The organism is Rhodanobacter sp. UC4452_H20 (genome assembly GCF_052978205.1).
In genome coordinates this window covers 716064-739542 of record NZ_CM129662.1, presented here as the reverse complement: position 1 = coordinate 739542, position 23479 = coordinate 716064, and the positions used below count along the sequence as shown (strand labels likewise).

Genomic DNA, 23479 nt, shown 5'->3' with positions numbered 1-23479 from the left:
TTGTCCAGCCTGTCCACGCACGCCGCCATCGCGCGGAAAGGACAGGAAATCCATCCGAGGGGAACCCGATGACAAAAGGTCTTTTTGCCACCCACGGCATCGAGGCGATGCCTCATGTCGACGCCGGCGAGCCTGTCGAGGGCAGCGGTACCGGCGAGGTGACACTGAAACGCGCACTGACCGCGCGTCACCTGGTGATGCTCGGTATCGGCGCGGTCATCGGCGCCGGCATCTTCGTGCTCACCGGCACGGCGGCGGCGCAGTTCGCCGGTCCGGCGCTGGTGATCAGCTTCCTGATGGCCGGTTTCGCCTGCGCACTGGCCGGCCTCTGCTACGCGGAGTTCGCCGCGATGCTGCCGGTATCGGGCAGCGCCTACTCCTATTCCTACGCCACGCTGGGCGAGGTGGTCGCCTGGTTCGTCGGCTGGAACCTGGTGCTGGAATACCTGTTCGCCGCCTCGACCGTCGCGGTGGGCTGGTCGGGCTACTTCAATGAAATGCTGCGCATGATCAGCGCCTGGATCGGCGTGGATGTCTCGCTGCCCGCCGCACTGGCCTCGGCACCACTGACCTTCGACGCCAGCGGCCACCACATCATCGCCACCGGCACCCTGATCAACCTGCCGGCGGTGGCCATCGTGGCGGCGATCAGCTGGCTCTGCTACCGCGGCATCACCCAATCGGCCACGGTCAACGCGATCATCGTGGCGATCAAGGTCATCGTGATCCTGCTGTTCCTGGCCGTGACGTTCCATTACCTCAACCCGGATCTCTGGCACCCGTTCATCCCGGAGAACGAGGGCGGCGCCAAGTACGGCTGGAGCGGCGTGATCCGCGCGGCGACGCTGGTGTTCTTCGCCTATATCGGCTTCGATGCCGTATCGACCGCCGCGGGCGAGGCGAAGAATCCGCAGCGCGACATGCCGATCGGCATCCTCGGCTCGCTGGCGATCTGCACCCTGCTCTACATCGCGATGTCCGCGGCGCTGACCGGCCTGGCCCCCTACACCGAACTCAACACGCCCGAGCCGGTGGCCACCGCGCTCAACTACGTGCTGGGCAACGTGCCGGCCGGCAGCAGCGCCAGCCATATCCTCGGCACGCTGAAGATCCTGGTGGTGTTTGCCGCGCTGGCGGGTCTCAGCTCGGTGGTGCTGGTGATGCTGATGGGCCAGCCGCGCATCTTCTATTCGATGTCGCGCGACGGCCTGCTGCCGCCGCTGCTGGGCAAGGTGCACAAGAAGCACCGCACCCCGTACGTGGGCACGGTCATCGTGGGTGTGATCGCCTCGGTGCTGGCCGGCCTGTTCCCGGTCGACGTGCTCGGCGACCTGGTTTCGATGGGCACGCTGCTGGCGTTCACCACCGTATGCATCGGCGTGCTGGTGCTTCGCCACACGCGCCCGGATCTGCCGCGCGCATTCCGCGTGCCATTCGTGTGGGTCGTCTGCCCGCTCGGCGCGGCAGCCTGCCTGTTCCTGTTCTGGCAGGCGTTCGTGGTGCGCTGGTGGCTGATCCTCGGCTGGACCGCGATCGGCTTCCTGATCTACGGCTTCTACGGTTACCGCAACAGCAAGTTGCGCCAGAACGCCCACTGACCAACCCGCGGCCGGCGCCTCCAACGCCGGCCGCGACGCTTTTGCTGCTCTCCGCCCCGGCCACGAAGACTTTCCCATGCTCAGCCAGTTGCTCGCCCGCAAGACCGATTTCAGCAACGACGACCACGCCCACGGTCCGGGCCTGCGCCGCACGCTGGGGCCGTGGGGCATCACGGCGCTGGGCATCGGCGCGGTGATCGGCACCGGCATCTTCGTGGTCACCGGCACGGCCGCGGCCGAACATGCCGGCCCGGCGGTGCTGATCTCCTTCATCATCGCGGCGATCTGCAGCGGCTTTGCGGCCTTGTGCTACGCCGAGTTCGCCACCTTGATCCCGATCTCCGGCAGCTCCTATTCGTACGCCTATGCGTCGCTGGGCGAACTGGCGGCCTGGTTCATCGGCTGGAACATGGTGGCGGAATACGGCATCTCCGCCTCCGCCGTGGCGGCGAGCTGGACCGGCTACTTCACCAGCCTGCTCGATCATATGGGACTGCACCTGCCGGTGGCGCTGACCGAAGCACCGCTGGCCTTCACCAAGGGCGAACTCGTGGTCACGGGCCACCTGTTCAACCTGCCCGCGGTGGCAATCGTGATGGCGCTGACCTGGCTGTGCTACATCGGCATCCGCGAATCGTCCAGCCTCAACGCGCTGATGGTGCTGGTCAAGGTCGGTCTGATCATCATCGTGGTGGTGGCCGGCTACCGCTACGTGAACCCCGAGAACTGGCATCCGTTCATCCCCGAGCCGCAGGGCGACGGCAAGTACGGCTGGTCCGGCATCATGCGCGGCGCGGCCATGGTGTTCTTCGCCTACATCGGCTTCGAGGCCACCTCCACGGCGGCGCAGGAATGCAAGACACCGCAACGCGACCTGCCCTTCGGCATCCTGGTGTCGCTGGTGATCTGCACCGTGCTCTATCTGGCGATGGCCGCGGTGCTCACCGGGCTGGTGCCGTACACCCTGCTGGACACCGCCGAGCCGGTGGTCACCGCGGTGGCCGCGCATCCCGAGCTGGACTGGCTGCGCCTGATCGTCGAGATCGGCGCCATGATCGGCCTGTCGTCGGTGATCCTGGTAATGATCATCGCGCAGCCGCGCATCTTCATGATCATGGCGCGTGACGGCATGCTGCCGAAAGTGTTCGCCAAGGTGCATCCGCGTCACCGCACGCCGCACATCAACACGTTGATCACCGGCAGCATGATCGCCTTGCTGGCGGCCGTGTTCCCGCTCGACCTGCTGGCCAACCTCACCTCGATGGGCACGCTGATCGCGTTCTCGGCGGTGTGCGCCGGCGTACTTATCCTGCGCTACACCCTGCCGGACCTGCCGCGCACCTTCCGCGTGCCGTGGGTCTGGTTTACCTGCCTTGCCGGCGTGGCGTGCTGCTTCGCCCTGCTGTTCAGTCTCGACTGGTTCAACTGGGCGATCCTGGGCGGCTGGACCCTGCTGGGTTTCGCCATCTACTTCCTCTACAGCCGCAAGCACAGCGTGCTGCATCAGGCGGCCAATCAACCGTCCGTGACGAAATTTCAGTGATCGTCGCTGAAGATCACCGAAAATACTTCATAAGCACACAGGTCACGCAAACGTCGCGATTCCACCAGTCTCGGCAGAACATGCGAACTTGAATGTAAAATGCGTGTTATGTGATTGATTTTAAATAGCTTGTCGGTGCGCCATCGCGGCGAGTTGCATCCGGGGTCGCCCATTCGCCGAACGCGGGAGTATGATCCCCAGTCCGAGGGTAAATCACTTGGCAGTGGGCCCCGGATCGCGGCCCGGCCCGTCAGGCAAAGCAGCTCCTCAGCCTGACGTCGCCGGGCCGCACTTTGTCCAGCATCCGCATCCATCGCCGGCTCGTCCGCGGAATCCGCCCCATGAAATGAAAAGGCCGGCGAGATCGCCGGCCTTGCAGAGCTTGCCGCGTGGCGGTCAGGCTTTCTTGGGGGTGTGCGACACGCACCAACCTTTCGCGTTCACCGACTTGCCCGGGAACAGCTGGCACGGGCCGCGGCCAGTGGGGCCACCGGAGTAGAACTGACAGTTCGCGCAATCGTCGCCGGCCTTGTGCTTGGGGTTGGTGGACTTGGTGGTGTCCTCCACGTAGTCCAGGGCCTTGGCGGTCGGATCGTCAGGGCCCAACGCCGGCAGGTCGGCGGCACGCGCGAACCGCGGCAGGCCCCCCATCACCACGGCTGCCGCCGTGGTCCCTGCGGCCACCTTGAGGAACCGGCGACGCGATTCGATATCTTTGTCGTTCGACATGGCACATGTCTCCATTGGGTTGCAGCCGACGCACCCTGCCCCGGCCCCTCGGCGATGGTACGCCCGGTCACGCAATCTTTCCTGACTCGCGAGAATGGCTCTCATTCCGGCAAGAGCCGCTGGCGCGGCGTGTTATCATCGATCACTCATTTGGACGTCCAAATCACATGAGCCAGTCCCTGCCCGACGCGATCGCGGCCAGCCACTTCGACGCCTGCGCCGACCGCGTGGCCGAGACCGCGCGCGCGCTCGCAGGCAAGGGCTGGACTCCGGCGACCAGCAGCAATTTCTCGATGCGCGTCGATACGGGCCACGCCGCCATCACGATCTCCGGGCGCGACAAGGGCAAGCTGGGCCGCGACGACATCATGCTGATCGACCTCGAGGGTCGACCGGTGGGCACCGGGGCGCGCCCCAGCGCCGAGACTGCGCTGCACACCCAGGTCTACCGGCGCTGGCCCGACATGAATGCGGTGTTGCACACCCACTCGCGCACGCAAAGCGTGGCGTCGCGACTGTTTGCCCGCGAGGGCGTGGTCCGGCTGCAGGGCTGGGAGTTGCAGAAGGCGATCAGCGGCTACCACAGCCATGACAGCGTGCTGGAGATCCCGGTGTTTCCCAACACCCAGCACATGCCCGAACTGGTCGCCCATGTGGATGCCTGGCTCGACGCCGGCAAACCGCTGCACGCCTACCTGATCGACGGCCACGGCATCTATACCTGGGGCCGCGACATGGCCGAGAGCGAGCGCCACCTGGAAGCGCTGGAGTTCCTGCTCGGATGCGAACTGGATCTGCGAACAATGAGGTCATCATGAGCCGCCTGCGCATTTTCGACGAGAACGAACCGCACACCGCCCGCGCCACGCTCGACCGCCACGAAGCCATCGCGGAAGAACTGGCCAAGGTCGGCGTGCGCTTCGAACGATGGGAAGCGAACCAGCCGATCGCCCCGGGCGCCAGCCAGGAGGAAGTGATCGCGGCCTACCGCAGCGACATCGACCGCCTGATGGACGAAGCCGGCTACCAGGCCGTCGACGTGATCAGCCTCGCTCCCGACCATCCCGACCGCGCCGCCCTGCGCCAGAAGTTCCTCAGCGAACACACCCACAGCGAGGACGAGGTGCGATTCTTCGTCGCCGGCTCCGGCCAGTTCACCCTGCACCTGGATGGCAAGGTCTACGACGTGCTGTGCGAGCAAGGCGACCTGATCGGCGTGCCCGACGGCACGCGGCACTGGTTCGACATGAGCGAGGCGCCGTACTTCGTGGCCATCCGCCTGTTCACCAACAAGGAAGGCTGGGTGGCCAACTTCACCGGCGACGACATCGCCACCCGCTTCCCCCGCATGCAGCCGAACCCGTAGGAGCCCGCTCGCGGGCGATGCCTTTTCCAACCCCCGCATCCATCGTCCTGAATCTGTCGAAGGCCCGAGTCCCGTCCCCATGACCGAAATCCGCGCCATCGTCACCGACATCGAGGGCACCACCAGCTCGATCGACTTCGTCCGCGACGTCCTGTTCCCGTTCGCCCGCAAGCGCCTGCCCGCGTTCGTGGAAACCCATGGCGATCGTCCCGACGTGCAGCACTGGCTGCACGAGGCCGCGCGCGAAGCCGGCATGATCGAGGCCGAACGACAGGAGGTGGTGGAATTGCTGCTGCAATGGATCGCGCAGGATCGCAAGTCCACCGCGCTCAAGGCGCTGCAGGGCATGATCTGGAAGGAAGGCTACGAAAGCGGCGCCTACCGCGCCCACGTCTACCCCGAAGTGGCTGCCCGCCTGCGCGCCTGGCGCGCCGACGGGCTTCGCCTGTATGTGTACTCCTCCGGTTCGGTACCGGCGCAGCAGCTGTTCTTCCGCTACTCGGAAGCCGGCGACCTGACGCCCTTGTTCGCCGGCTATTTCGATACGGAAACCGGCCCCAAGCGCGAGGCGCAGTCCTATCGCCGCATCGCCGAAGCCGTGGGCGAGGAGCCCCGCCACCTGCTGTTCCTGTCCGATATCGTCGAGGAGCTGGACGCCGCGCGCGCCGCCGGTTTCCAAACCGCCTGGCTGGTGCGTGAGCCGCAACCGCTGCCGGAGGCGGCAGGCCATCGGGTCTATCGCGACTTCGACGCGATCGACCCGGCCAGCTGAGATGCGTCGGGGCGTGCGTACTCTGCTGACCATCGCGGCGGCATTCAGCGCCGGCGTGGCGCTGGCCGCGTGGTTGCCGGTCAACGCTCTCCCCGACTCGGCCAACACGCCGCCCGCCATGCCGCTTCAAGCCGAAACACCGGCCGAATCGACAGCGGCGCCCGATGCCTGGCCGGCATCCGCGCCCAGCCCCGAGCAGGTGCTCTACGCCCAGCCGCAGATGGTACGCGACGCCCTCGCCCGACTGACGCCGCGGGTGGCGGGCAAGCCCAATCTCTACCTGCTCGCTTTCGCCGGCGACGGCAGCGAGGACGTGTTCCGCAATGAGGCCGAATACGCCGCGCAACTGTTCGGTTCGCGCTTCGGCCCCACCGTCCACAGCCTGGTGCTGGAGAACAACCCGGCCTCGCTGACCACCCACCCGCTGGCCAGCTGGAGCAATCTCGAAGCGGCGCTCGACGGCTTGCAGCAGGTGATGCGAACGGACGAGGACATCCTGCTGCTCTACGTCACCAGCCACGGCGACGAGGACCATACCTTGCTGGTCGACATGGACCCGTTGCCGCTGGATCAGATCGGCGCGCAAGATCTCGCCGACATTTTGGCGGCGCGCCACTTCCGGTGGAAAGTGGTGGTGGTCAACGCCTGCTACTCCGGCGGCTTCGTGCCGCCGCTGCGCGGTTCCGGCACCCTGGTGCTCACCGCTGCACGCAGCGACCGCAGCTCGTTCGGCTGCGGCAGCGATTCGGACATCACCTACTTCGGCAAGGCCTGGCTGGTCGATGCGCTGAACCACACCGACAACTTCGTCGACGCGTTCAAGCGGGCACGCAGCGATATCGCCCACTGGGAAAGGCAGGACGAGCTCACCCCCTCCGAACCGCAGATCGACGTCGGCAGCGGCATCGCGGCACAGCTGGCAGCGTGGCGCAAGCACGTCGTGCCCGGCCCGGCGGTGTCGTTCAAGCCAGCAGCGCCCGGCGCAGCCGACACGACGCCGACGCCCTGACCGCAGCTCAAACCCCTGGCCAGGTCCGCGCCGGGCGTCGCTGCCATGAATCCCGGATATAACGCGCCACGCAGGTCGCCGCGAGGCTTCACGAATTTCACCTGCAGCGGCTGCTAGCGTGGCGCTCCCTTCCTGAGCGGGAGACCCGCATGAGCGCACGCAGCCACCTGACCAGGCCCGCCATGTCGAGCCACCTGCGCCGGACGTTCTCGTCGCCATGGCGGCCAGCCATGATTCCCCTGCTGGTGCTGTCAGCCTGTTCGTCAGCGCCGCCCGCGACACGCCAGACGCAAGCCGCCGCCCCCGCCGCATGCGTGCCCGCGCAGCTCAAGCTGTCGCTGGACGACGGCAACGGCCGCTTAAACGGGATGTCGCATGCCGGCACCATGCTGGTCGTGCACAACGCAAGCGAAGTCGCCTGTTCGATCGCCGCCATGCCCGCGCCGGGCTTGCGGGGCGCGCAACGGCAAACACTGGCCATCGCCGCGCAGGTCCCGCCAATACCCGCCGCCCAACCACCACGGCTCACGCTGGCTCCCGGCGCCAGTGTGGAGAGCGACATGCGCTGGGTTTCAGGCAACGTCTACGACGACGGCCATTGCGAGTCGCCGGCCGTCATCACGCTGGCCATCGGCGCGGGAACCGTGAGCGCACCCTTCCACGGCCAACTCTGCGGCGCCGGCGGCAAGCCATCCACGTACTCGATCGGCCCGTTCCGCGTGGCCGGCGCAACCGGGACCATCGGCGCGGCCAGCATTCGCTACCGCTGCGACGATGGCCGCACGGTGCTGGCCGCCTATCCCGACACGCAGACCGCCATGCTGGACTTCGACTCGCAGACGCATCGGCTGCACGCGGCGGTTTCGGCCGATGGCGCGCGCTACGTGGACGAGCATTGGCAATGGTGGAGCAAGGGCATGCATGACGCCTGGCTCGCCGAGCTCAAACCCGGCGAACAGATCGCGTCTGCAGCCGGCGTGGCTTGCCGCACCCCCTGATCTGCACCGACCGGCCTCCTCGCTAGCGCGCCCGGTGCCGGTCGGCCAGCACCGCAATCGCGTCCGCCAGCGACAATCCGCGTGCCCGCAACACGACCACGAGATGGAACAGCAGGTCCGCTGCTTCACCCAGCAGCGCCTCGTCGTCCTGCACTACCGCGGCCAGCGCCGTTTCCACGCCCTCCTCGCCCACCTTCTGCGCGATGCGGCGGATGCCGTCGTCAAACAGCTTCGTCGTGTAGCTGCCGGTCGGCCGCGCGACGTGGCGTTGCGCGACCAGCGCGTCGAGTTCGGCGAGGAAACCCAGCGGCGGGCGCACGTCGGCGCTGTCGCCAAAGCAGCTGGAGGTGCCGGTGTGGCAGGTGGGGCCGTGCGGTTCGGCCTGGATCAGCAAGGTGTCGGCGTCACAGTCGAGGCGGATCGACTTCAGCGCGAGCACGTGACCGGAGCTCTCGCCCTTCACCCACAAGCGCTGCTTGCTGCGGCTGTAGAAGGTGACGTGGCCATCGGCCTGCGTCTGCACCAGCGCATCGGCATTCATGTAGCCGAGCATCAGCACCTCGCCGCTCAGCCAGTGCTGCACGATCGCCGGCAGCAGGCCATTGCCCTTGGCCCAGTCGGGAACATCGGGATTGATTGCGGGGGTGGTGGTCATGGGTTGATCTCCTTGGAGCGAGAAGTGAGTGGAGAGAAGTGAGAAGTGACAGAAAGCATCCGATCCACCATTGCGGTGAGGTTTCTGCTGTCTCTCACTTCTCACTCCTGCTCACTCACTCCTCACTCGTACGCCTTCAGCTTGCAGGTAGCGCTTCAACGCGGGAATCGAAATGGCGCCCGAATGGAACACGCTGGCCGCCAGCGCGCCATCCACGTCGGCCTCGACGAAGGCATCGCGGAAATGTTCGGGAGCGCCGGCACCGCCGGAGGCCACCAACGGCACCTGGCAGATCGCGCGGGCGGCCCGCAATTGGTCCAGGTCGTAGCCGCGGCGTACCCCGTCGCTGTCCATGCAATTGAGCACGATCTCGCCGGCACCCCGCCGCTGTGCCTCGACTATCCAGTCCAGCGTGCGGCGCGGCAGCGCCTGCATTTTCGCGGGATCGCCGGTGTACTGGCGCACGCGCCATTCGCCGTCGCCGTCGCGCAACGAGTCGATGCCGACCACCACGCACTGCACGCCGAACGCGGCGGCCAGTTCGTCGATCAGCGCGGGCCGCGCCAAGGCGGGCGAGTTCACCGAAATCTTGTCGGCACCCGCATGCAGCACCGCGCGTGCCTCGTCGACCGAGCGGATGCCGCCGGCGACGCAGAACGGAATATCGATCACCCGGGCGACTTTCTCCACCCAGCTGCGATCCACGCTGCGTCCCTCGGGGCTGGCGGTGATGTCGTAGAACACCAGCTCGTCGGCGCCTTCGTCGCGGTAGCGCAGCGCGAGGTCGACGATTTCGCCCATGACCACGTGGTCGCGGAAGCGCACGCCCTTGACCACCTGGCCGTTGCGCACGTCGAGGCAGGGAATGATGCGGCGGCTCAGCACGCCAGCGCCTCAGCCACGGTGAAACTCCCTTCCAGCAGGGCGCGACCGAGGATCACCGCATTCGCGCCGGCATCGCGCGCGGCACGGATATCGTCCAGCGAGCGCACCCCGCCGGACGCCTGCAGCGCCAGTTGCGGCACGCTGGTCACGAGGTGGCGATACAGGTCGAGATTGAAGCCGGCCAACATGCCGTCGCGATCGATGTCGGTGCACAACAGGTGACGGGCACCGCGTGCTGCGTACCACGGCGCCAGCTCGTCCAGCGTGCGCGCCTCCACTTCGGTCCAGCCGGCGCTGGGCAGGACCCAGCGTCCTTCCGCGTGGCGGGTGTCCAGCGCGAGGGTCAGCCGCTCTGCGCCGTACTTCGCCAGCCAGGCGGCGACACGCGCCGGATCGCGCACCGCCACGCTGCCAACCACCACGCGCTGCACGCCGGCATCGAACAACCGCTGCAGATCTGCCTCTTCGCGCACGCCGCCACCGGCCTGGATCGCCATGCCATCGGTGGCGATCGCGGCGATCACCGCGAGATTGTCCAGCCGGCCCGAACGTGCGCCATCCAGGTCGACCAGGTGCAGCCAGCGCGCACCGGCGTCGGCGTAGCGCCTGGCCAGCTCGCGCGGGTCCGCCGCGTAGGTCGTCTGCTGCGCGTAGTCGCCCTGCTTCAGGCGCACCACCTGGCCGCCGCGCAAGTCGATCGCGGGAATCACGTCGAAGTTCATAGTTCGAGAAAGTTCTTCAGCAGTCGGGCGCCGACACCCGCGGAGCGTTCGGGATGGAACTGCATGCCGTGGAAGTTGCGGTGCGCGACCACCGCCGAGAACGCGCCGCCGTAGTCGGCGGTGGCCAGAGTCCAGTCGCCGACCGGTACCGCGTAGCTGTGCACGAAATAGGCCTGCTCGCCCTCGCCCAGCCCGGCCAGCAGCGGATGTTCCCGCCGGATCGACACCTCATTCCAGCCCATGTGCGGCACACGCAGACCGGGAGCCTCGGCGAAGCGTCGCACCGACGCGGGAATCAGGCCGAGGCATGCGGTGTCGCCCTCTTCCGAATGCGTGCACAGCAGTTGCATGCCCAGGCATACGCCGAGCACGGGCTGGCGCAGCGAACGCAAGACCTCGACCAGACCCAGCTCGCGCAGCCGCGTCATGCCCGGTCCGGCCGCACCCACGCCGGGCAGGATCACCTTGTCGGCGGCGCGGATCGCGGCAGCCTCCGAGGTCAATTCGGCATCTGCGCCAAGACGCTGCAAGGCGTAGCGCACCGAGCCGATATTGGTGCCGCCTGCATCGACCAGTACCACGCTCATCACAGCGCGCCCTTGGTACTCGGCAGTTCGCTGCCGGAGCGCGCGATCGCCTGGCGAAGGGCGCGCGCCACGACCTTGAAGCAGGCTTCCACCATGTGGTGCGCGTTGTCGCCGCGCACGGCGAGGTGCAGGTTCGCACCCAGCGTCTCGCACAGCGAGCGGAAGAAATGCGGCACCAGTTCGGTCGGCACCTCGCCCACGCGCTCGCGCGGGAAGCTGCCCTCGAACACGAAGTACGGTCGGCCGGACAGGTCCAGCGCGGCGCTGGCCTGCGCCTCGTCCATGGGCAGGGTGAAACCGTAGCGACCGATGCCGCGCTTGTCGCCGAGCGCCTGCTTCAGGGCCTGGCCGAGTGCCAGCGCGCAATCCTCGATGGTGTGGTGCTCGTCGATGTGGGTGTCGCCGTCGCAATCGAGTTCCAGCGCAAGGCCGCCGTGCTTGCCGATCTGTTCCAGCATGTGGTCGAAGAAGCCCAGCCCGGTGCGCACCTGCGGGTCGGTTGCGCGATCCAGGTCGACCTTGACGGTGATGCGGGTCTCTTTCGTGTGGCGCACCACGGTGGCGGTGCGCGGCGCATCCAGCAGCCGGTGCGCCACCTCCTCCCAGCCGATACCTTGCAGGCCCACGCGAAAACCGCGCACGCCGAGGTTCGCGGCAAGCTGCAGGTCGGTTTCACGATCACCGACCATCGCTGAGGCGGCGCGGCTCCAGCCGTCGTCGGCCAGGTAGTGGCGCAGCATGCCGACGCCGGGCTTGCGCGTGTCGAGGCCTTCGTGCGGAAGGCTGCGGTCGATCAACACCTCGCGGAAGCGAATGCCCTGCGAGTCGAGGATGCGCAGCAGAAGTTCGTGGGGGCCACGGAAATCGGATTCGGGAAAACTGTCGGTGCCCAGCCCATCCTGGTTGCTCACCATCACCAGCGCGTAGCCGGCGGCGACGAAGCGCTGCAACGCGGCGATCACTCCGGGCAGCAGGGCCAGCTTCTCCCAGCTGTCGACCTGCTCGTCGGCCGGCTCCTCGATCAGGCAGCCGTCCCGATCGACGAAAAGAATCTTGCGGACGGTCATGCGATGCCTCGATCCGAAGCCAGCACGGCCAGTACCCGCTCGTTCTCCGCCGGCGTGCCGATGGTGATGCGCAGCGCGTCGGCGAGGTTCGGGTAGCGGCGCACGTCGCGCACCACGATGCCGGCGGCGAGCAGGCGCCGGTAGACGTCGGCGGCATCGTCGAAGCGGACGGCAAGGAAGTTCGCCTGCGAAGGCAACACCTCGCGCACGCCGGGCAACCGGCGCAACGCCTCGCACATGCGCGTGCGCTCCGCACGCACGACGGCGAGGTGTTCGCGCGCATTCGCCTGGCCCCAGCCGGACAGCGCCAGCAGCGCCGCGTCCACGCACGGCAACGGCAACGGGTACGGCGCCATGATCTTCCGCAGCAAGGCGACCACGCCGGCGTTCGCCAGCAGGCTGCCGATGCGTGCGCCGGCCAGCGCCCAGGCCTTGGACAGAGTGCGCAGCACGGCGAGGTTGTCGTAGCGGTCGATCAAGTCGGCGATGCTGCCGTCGTCGGCAAACTCCACGTACGCCTCGTCCACCACCAGCAAGGCGCGGTCAGACAGCGCCCGCGCCAGCCGTTCGAGTGCCGCACGCGGCACCGCCTGACCGGCGGGATTGTTCGGAGTGCACACGAAGACGAGCGTCACCGCCGGGGTCAGTGCCGCGAGCACCGCGTCCACGTCCAAGGTGAAATCCGCCGCCAGTGGCACCTCGACAATGCCGGCGCCCTGCACCCGCGCGCACACCGCGTACATGCCGAACGTCGGCGGCTGGATCAGGATCGCATCGCGGCCGGCGCGACAGAACGCGCGCAGCAGCAGGTCGATCGCCTCGTCGCTGCCGCGGCCGACCAGCAACTGTTCGCGCCGCACGCCATACAGTGCTGCCAGCGCAGCGACCAATGCGACGGGCTGCGGCTCGGGGTAGCGGTTGCAGCCGAGTCCGTCGTCACCCACCGGTGCCCACGCCGACTCGTTCGCGTTGAGCAGGACCTCGCCGCCGCTGGCCTCCATCCGCGCCGAGGAGTACGGCTGCATCGCGCGGATCTCCGGCCGCGCCAGATCGAGCACGCTCATGCCAATGCCTCCAGCCGCAGGGTCACTGCGCGGCGGTGCGCTTCCAGCTGCTCGGCTGCCGCCAGCGTCGCGGTACACGGGCCGATGCGGCGCAGGCCGTCGGCGCTGACTTCCTGCACGCTGATCTGCTTCTGGTAGCTGGCCACCGACACGCCGCTGTAGCTGCGCGCGTAGCCGTAGGTCGGCAGCACGTGATTGCTGCCGCTGCAGTAATCGCCCACCGATTCGGGCGTCCACGGACCGAGGAAGATCGAGCCGGCACTGTCGACGCCGTCGAGCAGCGCGCGCGGCTCAGCCACCTGCAGGATCAGGTGCTCGGGCGCGTAGCGGTTGCTCACCTCGACCGCCTGCGCCAGCGAGTCGACCGCGATCAACCGGCTCTGCGCCAGCGCCTGGCGCGCGATGTCAGCGCGCGGCAGGCCGTCACACTGACGTTCGACCTCACGCTCCACGCGCTCGATCAGCTCCACCGAATCGCTGAGCAGGATCACCTGCGAATCCGGTCCGTGCTCGGCCTGCGACAGCAGGTCGGCGGCGACGAACACCGGATTCGCGGTGGCATCGGCGATCACCAGTACTTCCGACGGCCCGGCCGGCATGTCGATCGCCGCACCGTCCGGGTCGGACGACACCTGCAGCTTCGCCTCGGTCACCCAGGCATTGCCGGGGCCGAACAGCTTGTCGCACTTCGGCACCGACTCCGTACCGTAGGCCATCGCGGCGATCGCCTGCGCGCCACCGAGCTTGAACACCTTGTGCACGCCGGTGAGGCGCGCGGCGTACAGCACCGCCTCGTCGCAGCACCCGTCAGCGCGCGCGGGCGAGCACAGCACCACCTCGCGACAGCCGGCGATGTGCGCCGGCACGCCCAGCATCAGCGCAGTGGAAGGCAGCGGCGCACTGCCAGCCGGCACATACAGGCCCACCCGGCTGACCGGCCGCAGCATGCGCTCGACCCGCACGCCGGGCGCGGTGTCGACCGCCACCGGCCGCAGCGCCGCGGCACGATGGAACAACTCGATGCGTGCGGCGGCTTCGCGGATCGCCGCTTTCAATTCGGGATCGAGCGCCGTCTCGGCCGCGACGAACTCGGCCTCGTCGACCTCGAGTGCATCCAGTGTGCAGCGATCGTACCGGGCGCTGAGCGCGCGCAACGCCGTGTCGCCGTCCTTGCGCACGGCCGCGACGATCCGTTCGACACCATGACGCACGTCGTCTGCGCGCGACTGCGCCGGTCGCGCCAGCGCCTCGCGCCGGGCCGTTTCGTCCAGGGCGTTCCAGTCCAGACGTTTCATGCAAGCGAACTCCTCGTGCTGCCCTGCTTCATGCCAGCATCTTCTCCACCGGCAGCACGAACATCTCGCGTGCGCCGGCCTTCTTGATTTCCTCCAGTTGCCGCCAGCTCACCTCACCGGCGCACAACGCCTGCAGCATCAACTGGTCGGCCTGGCCAGCCACCGCCAGCAGCGTCGGCTGCGGACCGCCGGGGAGCAACCGGGTGACCGCCTCCAGCGAGTGACGCGAGGTCTGCAACAGCAGCAGCCGCGATTCGCGCACCTGGATCACGCCATCGAGCCGCTTCAGCAACAACTCCAGCATGTCGCCGCGCTCGTCCGCCGGCAGGGTCACCGGCCCGGCCAGCACCGCCTCGCTCTCCAGCAGCACCTCGGTCTCGCGCAACTGGTTGGCCACCAGGGTGCCGCCGCTCTGCACCAGGTCGCAGATCGCGTCGGCCGTGCCCAGCTTCGGCGCAATCTCGACCGAGCCGGCCAGGGTCACCACGCCGGCGTCGATGTGTTGCGCGCGCAGCCATTCACCAAGCAGGCCGGGGTATGACGTGGCGATGCGCCGTCCCGCGAGATCGCCGGGCGCGGAATAGTCGAGCTCCTGCGGCACGGCGATCGACAACCGGCACCGTCCGAAGCCGAGTGGCCGCAGTTCGGCCAGCGGCTCGCCATCGCGCCCGGCAGTGAGCTGGAACTCGCCCAGCACGTTGCGGCCGACGATGCCGACGTCGCATACGCCTTGCGCGATCAGGCCGGGGATGTCGTCGTCGCGCACCAGCAGCAGGTCGACCGGCTCGCCTTCGCCGAAGCAGAACAGCTTGTCGCGGCTTTGCCGGAAGGTCAGGCCGCATCGCTTGAGCAGGTCCAGCGCCGGCTCGGTCAGCCGTCCGGATTTCTGCATCGCGATGCGCAGGCGGTCGCGCGGCTTCATGCCCTCTTCCTTGCCGCCTGCGCCTGCCGCCGCGCCGCGCGGGCCGCGGCCGCGAGATAGCCGCCGCTGCCCTGGTTGAGATAGCGCGCGACCCGCCCGATCGTGGTGATGCTGACCGCAGTGCGCTCGTGGATCTCCCGGTACGACACGCCTTCGAGCAGGAACGGCACCACCCGCCAGCGGTCCACCAGCACTTCGAGTTCCGCCGGCGTGCACAGGTCGCTGAGGAACGCGCCAACTTCCTCGACGTTCTTCAGCGACAGCAACGCCTCGTACAGGCTCAGCTCGGCGGACTCGACGGGTGTTTCGGGATCAAGCGATCGACGCTTCATAATGTACTAACGCATTAACACAGTGGCGCGCATCATACACCCATGCGGCGCTGCCGCAATCCCCTCGTTCCTCGCCGCTCGCCCCCCCATCCTGGAGCCCGCATCCCGGAGCCCGCATCCCGGCTCTCGACAGACGAATGCGCGGTCATCCCGGCCCCAAAAACAGGAACCCCCGCCGAGGCGGGGGTTCCTGGCAACACGGGAAAGCCGTGTCGACTCAGGCGGACTTCTTGCGCGGGGCCGCCTTGCGGGTCGCCGGCGCCTTGGTCACCGTCGGCTTGGTGCCGGCCACGGCCGGGGCCAGCGCGTGCGCGCGCGTATTGCCGTAGCTGCTGCGGTAGATCTTGCCGCGGCGGGTCTTGCGATCGCCCTTGCCCATGGGGAACTCCTTGATTCGATGGATGTACGGCCGTCCATCATAGCAGTGCGGCGGGCAACGCCATAGGCCACCCACGCCCAGCGCCAACCAGCCTCAATGCGCGCATTGCGGGCCGTGCACGTGGACCTGGACACGGCGGTCGCGACGCAGGTTGACGAAGTGCGCGGCGGCCAGCAGCAGGCCGCCCGACGTGACCAGTGCACTGTGCACCAGGGTCAGTCCACCCTCGGCCCAGGTGACGCCGGAAATCAGCAGGAGCAACCCCGGGATGGCCAGCAGCAACGGCAAGGGCTGCTGGTGGCGCCGAAAGCCCCGCACCAGTGCGATCACCGCCAGCACGCAGGCAAACGCCACGAAACCCCGCTCGAAGCGATGGTCGGCCAGGAACTCCAGCCCGACCAGTGGCAGCGCGGCCAAGACGAAGGGCAGCAAGGCACAGTGGATCGCACACAGGAACGAGGCGATCGCGCCGATGCGATCGGCGCTCTGCCATCCACGCGATGTGCCTGCCTGCCCGGAATGCATCTGCCTGCCTGCCGTCGCCGCGCGAGGCGGCCGGGGAATCTGGCCGGCATGTTACATTATAACAATAGGTCGCGCTACCGGGCGATGGTCGCCGTTCAGGCTTTGCGGCAGGCCCGGCACAGACCGTGGACTTCCAGCGTCTGCGCCTGCGGCCGGAAACCCAGCGCGCGGGCCTGCGCCTCGATCAATTCGGCGACCCGTTCGTCGCAGACCTCCTGCGCGCTGGAACAGTTGTCGCAGATCAGAAATGGGACCTGATGCGCCTCGGTCGGATGGTGGCAGGAGACGAAGGCGTTGATCGACTCCAGCTTGTGGATGAAGCCGTTCTCGAGCAGGAAATCCAGCGCGCGATAAACCGTGGGCGGAGCGGCATTGCCGTGCTGTTCGCGCAGCTGGTCGAGCAGTTCGTACGCCTTGACCGGTATGCGAGATGCCGCGATCAGTTCCAGCACCTCCTTGCGCAGGGGGGTCAGACGCAGGCCCCGCTCCTCGCTGGCGTGTTCCACCGCACGCACGAAACCCTTCGCGTCATGATGGTGGTGCGGGTGGTGCGCGTGCGCGTTGTCGGCAACATCGTGGTTCAAAGCATTCACCTCGCCTCGATCATACATCCGCCACCGCCCGCCTCAGCGCGGCACCGGCGGCGGTTTCACGGCCGGCTGGCCGCGCGGCCTGCACAGGATCACGATCCAGCCGATCGGGCCGAGCACCCAGGACCACAAGACCGCTTCCAGCACCCGGCCGCGCCACCAGCCGAGCAGCAGGCCCACGGCGACGAACAGCAGATTCCACCAGAACATGGCTGCCCAGGGCACCATATTCAACAGATTGAAGAAGACGTGCCTGAACGCGCCGGGGGCGTCGAGATCGACGCCTTGGGTGGCGCGGGCCAGCAGCTCATCCACGGGGAGACTGGCGCCAGCTGCGCCGCGCCGCCAACTCAGGCATGGGTCATGGCCATCGCGGCGTCGATGCGGCGGATCGCCTCCTCGCGCCCCGTGAGATAGATCGTGTCCTCGATCGAGGGCGAGACCTGGGTACCGGTCATTGCCACCCGCAGCGGCTGCGCCACCTTGCCCATGCCCAACTCCAGCTGCGCCGCCACCTGCTCGATGACCAGGTGGACCGCCGCCGGCTTCCACTCGCACGCGCTCAGCAGCGTCTTCGCCGCCGCCAGCACGCCCGGGGCGCTGGCATTGCCGAGATGCTTCGCCACCGCCTTGTCGTCCCAGGCAGTGATCGGGCCGTACCAGATCTTCGCCCGCTCGGCCATTTCCTTCAGCGTGTGCACGCGCTCGCGCAGCGCCACGATGACCTCGATCGGCGCGGGGCCTTGCGCGACGTCCACGCCGGCGCGCTGCAGGTGCCATTCGAACTCGGCGAGGAACGACTGCGGCTCGTCGGTCTTCAGGTAATGCTGGTTCAGCCACGCCAGCTTCTCGGTGTCGAAGCGCGAGGCCGCCTTGTTGACGTCGGCGATGTCGAACAGCGCGATCATCTCTTCGCGCGAGAAGATCTCCTGATCGCCATGCGACCAGCCCAGCCGCACCAGGTAGTTGAGGATCGCGTGGGGCAGGAAACCCTGCTCGCGATAATCCATCACGCTGACCGCGTTGGTGCGCTTGGACAGCTTCTTGCCTTCCTTGTCCAGGATCATCGGCAGGTGCGCGAACTCCGGCACCGGCGCGCCGAGCGCGTGATAGATGTTGATCTGCCGCGGCGTGTTGTTGACGTGGTCGTCGCCGCGGATCACCTCGGTCACGCCCATGTCGATGTCGTCGACCACCACGGCGAAGTTGTAGGTCGGCCAGCCATCGGAGCGAAAGATCACCAGGTCGTCCAGCTCGCTGTTGGCGATCTCGATGCGGCCCTTGACCTTGTCCTCGAATACCACCGAGCCTTCGATCGGGTTGCGGAAGCGGATCACCCGGTTGGGGTCGTCGCGGCACGCCTCGTTGCGATCGCGGTAGTAACCGTTGTAGCGCGGTTTCTCGCCGGCCTGCATGGCCGCCTCGCGCATCGTCTCGATCTCGTCCTTGCTCTCGTAGGCGTAGTAGGCCTTGCCGGCGGCGACCAGCTCGTCGGCAACCTGCCTGTATCGATCGAGTCGCCGGGTCTGGTAGAACGGGCCCTCATCGGCATCGAGGCCGAGCCAGTGCATGGCGTCGAGGATCGCCTGCACCGCCGCGTCTGTGGAACGTTCGCGATCGGTATCCTCGATGCGCAGAATGAACTGTCCGCCGCGACGACGCGCCTCCAGCCAGCAATACAGCGCGGTGCGCGCGCCGCCGATGTGCAGGAAGCCGGTGGGGCTGGGAGCGAAACGGGTACGGACGGCCATGATGTTCCGGACAACAAGGAGAAACGATGGATTTTAACCGATACCGCGGGCAGCGCCGGCCTCGCATGCGCGCCCTGCCCACCTCCATGCTCGCGCTGGCGCTGCTTGTCGCCGCCGCACCCGCAAGGGCGGAGAACCCCGGTTTCGACCGCCCCGGCTACGGCTTCACGCCGGGCGTGCTGGCCGCTGGCGAGGCAATCCTCGAACAAGGCCTGCCGGACTGGAGCCGCGACCGGCAGGATGGCGTCACCGTGTCGCAGTACACCGCCGACAGCTTGCTGCGCATCGGGCTCGGCGGGCCGTTGGAAATGCAATTGGGCAGCGACTCCTGGAACGTGCTGCGGCAAGCCAGCCCGGGCGGCAGCGTGCACAGGGAAGGCCGCGGCGACAGCCAGCTGGGGCTGAAGCTGGCGCTGCCGTCGAGCCATGCGGGCTTCAGCTGGGGCCTGCTGGGCAGCGTCACCTTCACCGACGGCGAGCGGGAGTTCCGCGGAGACCATCGCCAGTACCTGCTCGGCGCGCAGTTCAACCTGGATGTCGGCGAGCGCCACTCGCTGGGCCTTTACCTGGAGAACGTGCGCCGCGGCGGTGCCGACAGCCCCACCGTGGCGCTGGACGACAGCCATGCGCTGTCGTCGGCGCTGACCCTGTACACCGAACTCGCCTGGCAGCACCTGCCCGGCGAGGGCAACGGCAGCCTCGCCGGTGCCGGCGTGCAGTGGATGGTCACGCCCCGCGTGCAACTGGACGCGGGCTTCGACCATCGCCTGCACGGCTCGGCAAACCAGTGGCAGGGCAATCTGGGCGTGTCGATCTACTTCGGCGGCTGATTGGGTCGCACGCCCCCGCGATTACTTGACGTGGACGGTGATTTTCTTCGACACCACCGCCGGCACGAACGGCACATGATTCGCGTCACCCAGCTCCAGTTGCAGAGTATGCGTACCCGGGGCCAGCTTCAGCGTGGTCTGGGTCTGGCCGCCGCCGAAATGGATGTGGTTGGCGTCGGCCGGAATCGGCTGGCCGGCGGCGGGCAAGGTCTTCACGTCGACCAGCAGGTGATGATGGCCGGTGTGCTCCCTGGTCACGCCCGCTGGCGCCACGCCCATGCCCTCGAGGCCGAAGCGCACGGTGAATTCCTGGCCGACGGTGGCGCCGTCCGCGGGCGAGATGATGTAGACCCTGGCGGCGGCCGGCGCCGACGTGCCCGGCAGCGCAGGTGCTTCGGCTGCCGTCGCGACAGTGGCCAGACCGGTGAGGGCGAGAATGAGCAGGATGCGATTCATCGAGGGAACCTCCAGCAAAGGGGAACTCCCAGTGTAAGCGCTGCACCGCGCCGCCGCCCACTGTGCGCAATATGCTCACGCCGTCGTGGCTGCCTTTGCGCTCAAGCAGATAGCGAATTTGTCCACAGGCTTTGCCGAACGTGCTCCACAGTCGCTGTGGAAAACTCTCGCGCGGTTGCTCAGAAAATCATCAAGGCGTGGCAAGTCATTGCCGGCAAAGGACGAAGCGCGGTTGTCCACAGGCTTGTACAGCGACGGCGCACAGAAGCTGTGGAAAACCCGGCCCGCGATACGACGATGCCGCCCGTGGGCGGCATCGCTCCGCGACACGCGACGCGCGCTCAGGCCGCGCGATCGGCCCGGGTCAGGATGCCGAACAGGTCGGCAAGCTTGTCGCGCATCTCGCGGCGGTCGACGATCAGGTCGATCGCACCGTGGTCAAGCAGGAACTCCGAACGCTGGAACCCTTCCGGCAGCGTCTCGCGCACGGTCTGCTCGATCACGCGCGGACCGGCAAAGCCGATCAGCGCCTTGGGCTCGCCGATGTTGATGTCACCCAGCATCGCCAGGCTGGCCGAGACACCACCGGTGGTCGGGTTGGTCAGCACGCTGATGTACGGCACGCCGGCATCGCGCAGACGCGCCAGCGCGGCCGAGGTCTTGGCCATCTGCATCAGCGAGAACAGCGCCTCCTGCATGCGCGCACCGCCAGTGGCGGAGAAACACACCAGCGCGCTCTTGTCGGCCAGCGCACGTTCGGCGGCGCGGGCGAACTTCTCGCCCACCACCGACCCCATCGAGCCGCCCATGTAGGCAAACTCGAACGCCACCGCCATCAACGGACGTCCCTTCAAGCGGCCGCTCATCGCGACCATGGCGTCCTTCTCGCCCAGTTTCTTCTGGGTGGCGATGATGCGGTCGCGATACTTTTTCGAATCGCGGAACTTCAGCGGATCGGCCGGTTCCATGCTGGCCCACAGTTCCTGGCCGGAACCTTCGTCCAGCAGCGCGCCCAGGCGCGCCCGTGCGCTGATGTAGTGATGGTGGCCGCACTTGGGACACACCATCAGGTTGCGTTCCAGTTCAGGCCGGTACAGCACGGTGCCGCAGCCCGCGCATTTCTCCCACACGCCCTCGGGCACCGAGCCCTTGCCGCCACCCGAAGGGAGCGTGCGGGTACGCGGGTTCATGATCTTCTGCAGCCAATTCATCGCAATACCTCAAACTTTCGAGACGGCCGGGTCGACCGCCTCAGCGTGCATCCAGCGCCGCGCGGATCGGCTGCAGGAAACTGCGCACACGACCCGTGATATCCGCCGCGTCCGTGGCCGCCGCCAGGCTTTCGACCAGCGCGCTGCCGATGACGACCGCGTCAGCGAAGCCGCCGATCGCTGCGGCGCTGGCCGCATCGCGAATGCCGAACCCCACCGCCACCGGCGTACCGGCGAGGCTCCTGACTTCGGCAACGCGCTCGGCAATCTCGCTGACGCTCAACTGCGCCGCTCCGGTGACGCCAGCGAACGATACATAATACAGGAAGCCTTCCGCCGAGCTGCACAACTGCGCCATACGCGCAGGTGCGGTGGTGGGCGCGGCGAGCAGGATCTGCTGCAACCCCGCCTCGCGCAGCGACTGCAGCACGGTCGACTCCTCCAGCGGACAATCGACCAGCAGCACGCCATCGACGCCGGCCGCCACAGCCTCCTGCGCGAAGCGCGCGTAGCCATGGATCTCCAGCGGGTTCAGATAGCCCATCAGCACGATCGGGGTTTCCGCATCGCGTTCGCGAAATGCATGCACCCAGCCCAGCACCTGCGCGAGACCGACGCCCTTGGCGATCGCCCGCTCACTGGCGTGCTGGATCACCGGGCCGTCTGCCATCGGATCGGAAAACGGCACGCCCAGCTCGATCAGGTCCGCCCCCGATTCCACCAGCGCATGCATCATCGCCACCATGTGCTGCGGCGAAGGATCGCCCGCGGTGACGAACGGGATCAGGCCGGTGCGGCCGGTGGCCTTGAGTTGGGCGAAGCGGGTGTCGATGCGGCTCATAAGACAGGAGTGAGTAATGAGAAGTGAGAAGTGAAAGAGAGCTCGGGCGGGTCTGAGCGGTTCTGGAGTGCGAGACTTCCTCTCACTTCTCACTCCTCTCCACTCACTCCTCGCTACACGCTCACTCCCTCGCGCGCCGCGATCGTGTGCACGTCCTTGTCGCCGCGGCCGGACAGGTTGCACAGCACGATGCCGTCTTTGGGCAACTCGCGCGCCAGCTTGATCGCCTGCGCCACCGCGTGGCTGGATTCCAGGGCGGCTAGGATGCCTTCGGTGCGCGCCAGCAGGTGGAACGCCTCCAGCGCCTCGTCGTCGGTGATGCCGACGTACTCGGCGCGACCGGCATCCTTCAGGAAGGCATGCTCCGGCCCCACACCGGGATAGTCGAGGCCGGCGGAGACCGAATGCGTCTCGGTGATCTGGCCGTCGTCGTCGCACAGCACGTAGGTGCGGTTGCCGTGCAGCACGCCGGGACGGCCGGCCGCCAGCGAGGCGGCATGATGGCCGGTGGCGATCCCCTCGCCTGCCGCCTCGGCGCCGACGATGCGCACGTCGGCGTCGTTGAGGAAGGCATGGAACAGGCCGATGGCATTGGAGCCGCCGCCGACGCAGGCGGTCAGCACGTCGGGCAGGCGGCCGTATTGCGCCAGCATCTGCGCGCGTGCCTCGCGCCCCACGACGGCATTGAAGTCGCGCACCATCTTCGGATACGGATGCGGACCGGCCACGGTGCCGATGATGTAGAAGGTGTCGGCCACGTTGGTGACCCAATCGCGCATCGCCTCGTTCAACGCATCCTTCAACGTCTTCGAACCGGAAGTCACCGGCACCACCTCGGCGCCGAGCAGCTTCATGCGGTAGACGTTGATCTTCTGCCGCTCGATGTCGACCGCACCCATGTACACCACGCAGCGCATGCCGAAGCGCGCCGCTACCGTGGCCGTGGCTACGCCATGCTGGCCGGCGCCGGTTTCCGCGATGACGCGCTGCTTGCCCATGTGCCGCGCCACCAGCGCCTGGCCGATGGTGTTGTTGATCTTGTGCGCGCCGGTGTGGTTGAGGTCCTCGCGCTTGAACAGAATGCGCGCGCCGCCAACCTGCCGCGACAGCCGTTCGGCGTGGTAGATCGGGCTGGGCCGGCCGACGTAGTGCTGCAGGTCGCGATCCAGTTCCGCGAGGAAAGCCGGATCGGTGCTCAGCCGTTCGTAAGCCTCGCTCAACTCGGCCAACGGCGCCATCAGCGTCTCGGCGACATAGCTGCCGCCATACTCGCCGAAGCGGCCATGGGCGTCGGGGTAGAGGTTGAAGTCCGCAATCTTGCTCATGGGGTCACTCGGGGATGGGCATGCCGC

27 protein-coding genes are annotated in these 23479 nt (G+C 67.6%); 8 read left to right on the top strand and 19 right to left on the bottom strand.

Translation table 11 applies throughout. From position 1 onward, the window contains the following. Positions 1–68: 68 nt before the first annotated feature. Complete coding sequence (locus ACVCMC_RS03595) at positions 69–1598, top strand: amino acid permease (RefSeq protein ID WP_395118979.1); 1530 nt, start codon at positions 69–71, stop codon at positions 1596–1598. A gap of 76 nt (positions 1599–1674) precedes the next feature. Beyond that, the gene (locus ACVCMC_RS03590; RefSeq protein ID WP_395118981.1) at positions 1675–3141 is read left to right on the top strand and encodes an amino acid permease; all 1467 of its coding nucleotides are present in this window, start codon (positions 1675–1677) and stop codon (positions 3139–3141) included. 396 nt (positions 3142–3537) lie between these two features. Here ACVCMC_RS03590 and ACVCMC_RS03585 read toward each other — a convergent pair whose 3' ends face one another. After that, complete coding sequence (locus ACVCMC_RS03585; protein WP_395118983.1) at positions 3538–3870, bottom strand: high-potential iron-sulfur protein; 333 nt, start codon at positions 3868–3870, stop codon at positions 3538–3540. 167 nt (positions 3871–4037) lie between these two features. Here ACVCMC_RS03585 and ACVCMC_RS03580 point away from each other — a divergent pair, with 167 nt between their 5' ends. From ACVCMC_RS03580 to ACVCMC_RS03560, 5 genes are all read left to right on the top strand, one after another. Beyond that, on the top strand, positions 4038–4688 hold the full coding sequence (locus ACVCMC_RS03580; RefSeq protein ID WP_447098710.1) for a methylthioribulose 1-phosphate dehydratase: 651 nt from the start codon (positions 4038–4040) through the stop codon (positions 4686–4688). Next, complete coding sequence (locus ACVCMC_RS03575; protein WP_395118987.1) at positions 4685–5236, top strand: 1,2-dihydroxy-3-keto-5-methylthiopentene dioxygenase; 552 nt, start codon at positions 4685–4687, stop codon at positions 5234–5236. Before ACVCMC_RS03580 ends, ACVCMC_RS03575 begins: the two co-directional genes overlap by 4 nt. Before the next feature lie 79 nt (positions 5237–5315). Next, positions 5316–6008 carry an acireductone synthase gene (gene mtnC, locus ACVCMC_RS03570; RefSeq protein WP_447098709.1) on the top strand — a complete coding sequence of 231 codons (693 nt, stop codon included), beginning with the start codon at positions 5316–5318 and terminating at the stop codon, positions 6006–6008. A 13-nt stretch (positions 6009–6021) separates the two neighbouring features. Then, entirely contained in the window at positions 6022–7017 is a 996-nt protein-coding gene (locus ACVCMC_RS03565) for a C13 family peptidase (protein ID WP_447098708.1), read from the top strand. Positions 7018–7166: 149 nt separating this feature from the next. Continuing rightward, on the top strand, positions 7167–8015 hold the full coding sequence (locus tag ACVCMC_RS03560; protein ID WP_447098707.1) for an MliC family protein: 849 nt from the start codon (positions 7167–7169) through the stop codon (positions 8013–8015). Positions 8016–8037: 22 nt separating this feature from the next. On the opposite strand, the gene hisIE is transcribed toward ACVCMC_RS03560, so the two are convergent. From hisIE to gltX, 14 genes are all read right to left on the bottom strand, one after another. After that, the gene (hisIE, locus tag ACVCMC_RS03555) at positions 8038–8670 is read right to left on the bottom strand and encodes a bifunctional phosphoribosyl-AMP cyclohydrolase/phosphoribosyl-ATP diphosphatase HisIE (RefSeq protein ID WP_447098706.1); all 633 of its coding nucleotides are present in this window, start codon (positions 8668–8670) and stop codon (positions 8038–8040) included. A gap of 111 nt (positions 8671–8781) precedes the next feature. Next, complete coding sequence (gene hisF, locus ACVCMC_RS03550) at positions 8782–9555, bottom strand: imidazole glycerol phosphate synthase subunit HisF (protein WP_395118997.1); 774 nt, start codon at positions 9553–9555, stop codon at positions 8782–8784. Next, positions 9549–10277 (bottom strand): 1-(5-phosphoribosyl)-5-[(5-phosphoribosylamino)methylideneamino]imidazole-4-carboxamide isomerase, encoded by a 729-nt coding sequence (gene hisA / locus ACVCMC_RS03545; RefSeq protein ID WP_447098705.1) that lies wholly within the window; start codon positions 10275–10277, stop codon positions 9549–9551. The genes hisF and hisA overlap by 7 nt, the downstream gene beginning before the upstream one ends. Beyond that, complete coding sequence (hisH, locus tag ACVCMC_RS03540; protein ID WP_447098704.1) at positions 10274–10864, bottom strand: imidazole glycerol phosphate synthase subunit HisH; 591 nt, start codon at positions 10862–10864, stop codon at positions 10274–10276. Before hisH ends, hisA begins: the two co-directional genes overlap by 4 nt. Beyond that, entirely contained in the window at positions 10864–11931 is a 1068-nt protein-coding gene (hisB, locus tag ACVCMC_RS03535; protein WP_447098703.1) for a bifunctional histidinol-phosphatase/imidazoleglycerol-phosphate dehydratase HisB, read from the bottom strand. The genes hisH and hisB overlap by 1 nt, the downstream gene beginning before the upstream one ends. After that, positions 11928–12995 carry a histidinol-phosphate transaminase gene (hisC, locus tag ACVCMC_RS03530; protein ID WP_447098702.1) on the bottom strand — a complete coding sequence of 356 codons (1068 nt, stop codon included), beginning with the start codon at positions 12993–12995 and terminating at the stop codon, positions 11928–11930. Before hisC ends, hisB begins: the two co-directional genes overlap by 4 nt. Then, entirely contained in the window at positions 12992–14290 is a 1299-nt protein-coding gene (hisD, locus tag ACVCMC_RS03525; protein WP_447098701.1) for a histidinol dehydrogenase, read from the bottom strand. Before hisD ends, hisC begins: the two co-directional genes overlap by 4 nt. Positions 14291–14318: 28 nt before the next feature. Further along, a complete protein-coding gene (hisG, locus tag ACVCMC_RS03520; protein ID WP_395119009.1) occupies positions 14319–15212 on the bottom strand; it encodes an ATP phosphoribosyltransferase in 894 nt (297 codons plus the stop codon). Beyond that, positions 15209–15544: a YerC/YecD family TrpR-related protein gene (locus tag ACVCMC_RS03515; RefSeq protein ID WP_395119011.1), complete on the bottom strand. Its 336-nt coding sequence runs from the start codon at positions 15542–15544 to the stop codon at positions 15209–15211. The genes hisG and ACVCMC_RS03515 overlap by 4 nt, the downstream gene beginning before the upstream one ends. Before the next feature lie 217 nt (positions 15545–15761). After that, positions 15762–15923 (bottom strand): 30S ribosomal protein THX, encoded by a 162-nt coding sequence (locus ACVCMC_RS03510; RefSeq protein WP_395119013.1) that lies wholly within the window; start codon positions 15921–15923, stop codon positions 15762–15764. 93 nt (positions 15924–16016) lie between these two features. Continuing rightward, positions 16017–16448, bottom strand: a complete 432-nt coding sequence (locus ACVCMC_RS03505; protein WP_395119015.1) for a MerC domain-containing protein — start codon at positions 16446–16448, stop codon at positions 16017–16019. Between the two features lie 95 nt (positions 16449–16543). Then, on the bottom strand, positions 16544–17059 hold the full coding sequence (locus ACVCMC_RS03500) for a transcriptional repressor (protein ID WP_395119017.1): 516 nt from the start codon (positions 17057–17059) through the stop codon (positions 16544–16546). A gap of 15 nt (positions 17060–17074) precedes the next feature. Then, complete coding sequence (locus tag ACVCMC_RS03495; protein ID WP_447098700.1) at positions 17075–17353, bottom strand: hypothetical protein; 279 nt, start codon at positions 17351–17353, stop codon at positions 17075–17077. A gap of 35 nt (positions 17354–17388) precedes the next feature. Beyond that, entirely contained in the window at positions 17389–18789 is a 1401-nt protein-coding gene (gene gltX, locus ACVCMC_RS03490; RefSeq protein WP_447098699.1) for a glutamate--tRNA ligase, read from the bottom strand. 26 nt (positions 18790–18815) lie between these two features. On the opposite strand from gltX, the gene ACVCMC_RS03485 reads away from it, so the two are divergent. Then, on the top strand, positions 18816–19619 hold the full coding sequence (locus tag ACVCMC_RS03485) for a transporter (RefSeq protein WP_447098698.1): 804 nt from the start codon (positions 18816–18818) through the stop codon (positions 19617–19619). Positions 19620–19640: 21 nt separating this feature from the next. On the opposite strand, the gene ACVCMC_RS03480 is transcribed toward ACVCMC_RS03485, so the two are convergent. The 4 genes from ACVCMC_RS03480 to trpB form a co-directional block, all read right to left on the bottom strand. Beyond that, positions 19641–20075 carry a DUF4399 domain-containing protein gene (locus tag ACVCMC_RS03480; RefSeq protein WP_447098697.1) on the bottom strand — a complete coding sequence of 145 codons (435 nt, stop codon included), beginning with the start codon at positions 20073–20075 and terminating at the stop codon, positions 19641–19643. Positions 20076–20416: 341 nt separating this feature from the next. Next, positions 20417–21286, bottom strand: a complete 870-nt coding sequence (accD, locus tag ACVCMC_RS03475) for an acetyl-CoA carboxylase, carboxyltransferase subunit beta (RefSeq protein WP_395119027.1) — start codon at positions 21284–21286, stop codon at positions 20417–20419. Positions 21287–21326: 40 nt separating this feature from the next. Beyond that, complete coding sequence (gene trpA / locus ACVCMC_RS03470) at positions 21327–22127, bottom strand: tryptophan synthase subunit alpha (RefSeq protein ID WP_447098696.1); 801 nt, start codon at positions 22125–22127, stop codon at positions 21327–21329. Positions 22128–22240: 113 nt separating this feature from the next. After that, a complete protein-coding gene (gene trpB / locus ACVCMC_RS03465) occupies positions 22241–23452 on the bottom strand; it encodes a tryptophan synthase subunit beta (protein WP_447098695.1) in 1212 nt (403 codons plus the stop codon). Positions 23453–23479 lie beyond the last annotated feature (27 nt).

What these genes read in the sequence shown, in the direction of transcription:
- ACVCMC_RS03595 (WP_395118979.1), top strand. Translation starts at nt 69, where the DNA reads ATGACAAAAGGTCTTTTTGCCACCCACGGCATCGAGGCGATGCCTCAT.
- ACVCMC_RS03590 (WP_395118981.1), top strand. Translation starts at nt 1,675, where the DNA reads ATGCTCAGCCAGTTGCTCGCCCGCAAGACCGATTTCAGCAACGACGAC.
- ACVCMC_RS03585 (WP_395118983.1), bottom strand. Translation starts at nt 3,870, where the DNA reads ATGTCGAACGACAAAGATATCGAATCGCGTCGCCGGTTCCTCAAGGTG.
- ACVCMC_RS03580 (WP_447098710.1), top strand. Translation starts at nt 4,038, where the DNA reads ATGAGCCAGTCCCTGCCCGACGCGATCGCGGCCAGCCACTTCGACGCC.
- ACVCMC_RS03575 (WP_395118987.1), top strand. Translation starts at nt 4,685, where the DNA reads ATGAGCCGCCTGCGCATTTTCGACGAGAACGAACCGCACACCGCCCGC.
- mtnC (WP_447098709.1), top strand. Translation starts at nt 5,316, where the DNA reads ATGACCGAAATCCGCGCCATCGTCACCGACATCGAGGGCACCACCAGC.
- ACVCMC_RS03560 (WP_447098707.1), top strand. Translation starts at nt 7,167, where the DNA reads ATGAGCGCACGCAGCCACCTGACCAGGCCCGCCATGTCGAGCCACCTG.
- hisIE (WP_447098706.1), bottom strand. Translation starts at nt 8,670, where the DNA reads ATGACCACCACCCCCGCAATCAATCCCGATGTTCCCGACTGGGCCAAG.
- hisA (WP_447098705.1), bottom strand. Translation starts at nt 10,277, where the DNA reads ATGAACTTCGACGTGATTCCCGCGATCGACTTGCGCGGCGGCCAGGTG.
- hisH (WP_447098704.1), bottom strand. Translation starts at nt 10,864, where the DNA reads ATGAGCGTGGTACTGGTCGATGCAGGCGGCACCAATATCGGCTCGGTG.
- hisB (WP_447098703.1), bottom strand. Translation starts at nt 11,931, where the DNA reads ATGACCGTCCGCAAGATTCTTTTCGTCGATCGGGACGGCTGCCTGATC.
- hisC (WP_447098702.1), bottom strand. Translation starts at nt 12,995, where the DNA reads ATGAGCGTGCTCGATCTGGCGCGGCCGGAGATCCGCGCGATGCAGCCG.
- hisD (WP_447098701.1), bottom strand. Translation starts at nt 14,290, where the DNA reads ATGAAACGTCTGGACTGGAACGCCCTGGACGAAACGGCCCGGCGCGAG.
- hisG (WP_395119009.1), bottom strand. Translation starts at nt 15,212, where the DNA reads ATGAAGCCGCGCGACCGCCTGCGCATCGCGATGCAGAAATCCGGACGG.
- ACVCMC_RS03515 (WP_395119011.1), bottom strand. Translation starts at nt 15,544, where the DNA reads ATGAAGCGTCGATCGCTTGATCCCGAAACACCCGTCGAGTCCGCCGAG.
- ACVCMC_RS03510 (WP_395119013.1), bottom strand. Translation starts at nt 15,923, where the DNA reads ATGGGCAAGGGCGATCGCAAGACCCGCCGCGGCAAGATCTACCGCAGC.
- ACVCMC_RS03505 (WP_395119015.1), bottom strand. Translation starts at nt 16,448, where the DNA reads ATGCATTCCGGGCAGGCAGGCACATCGCGTGGATGGCAGAGCGCCGAT.
- ACVCMC_RS03500 (WP_395119017.1), bottom strand. Translation starts at nt 17,059, where the DNA reads ATGTATGATCGAGGCGAGGTGAATGCTTTGAACCACGATGTTGCCGAC.
- gltX (WP_447098699.1), bottom strand. Translation starts at nt 18,789, where the DNA reads ATGGCCGTCCGTACCCGTTTCGCTCCCAGCCCCACCGGCTTCCTGCAC.
- ACVCMC_RS03485 (WP_447098698.1), top strand. Translation starts at nt 18,816, where the DNA reads ATGGATTTTAACCGATACCGCGGGCAGCGCCGGCCTCGCATGCGCGCC.
- ACVCMC_RS03480 (WP_447098697.1), bottom strand. Translation starts at nt 20,075, where the DNA reads ATGAATCGCATCCTGCTCATTCTCGCCCTCACCGGTCTGGCCACTGTC.
- accD (WP_395119027.1), bottom strand. Translation starts at nt 21,286, where the DNA reads ATGAATTGGCTGCAGAAGATCATGAACCCGCGTACCCGCACGCTCCCT.
- trpA (WP_447098696.1), bottom strand. Translation starts at nt 22,127, where the DNA reads ATGAGCCGCATCGACACCCGCTTCGCCCAACTCAAGGCCACCGGCCGC.
- trpB (WP_447098695.1), bottom strand. Translation starts at nt 23,452, where the DNA reads ATGAGCAAGATTGCGGACTTCAACCTCTACCCCGACGCCCATGGCCGC.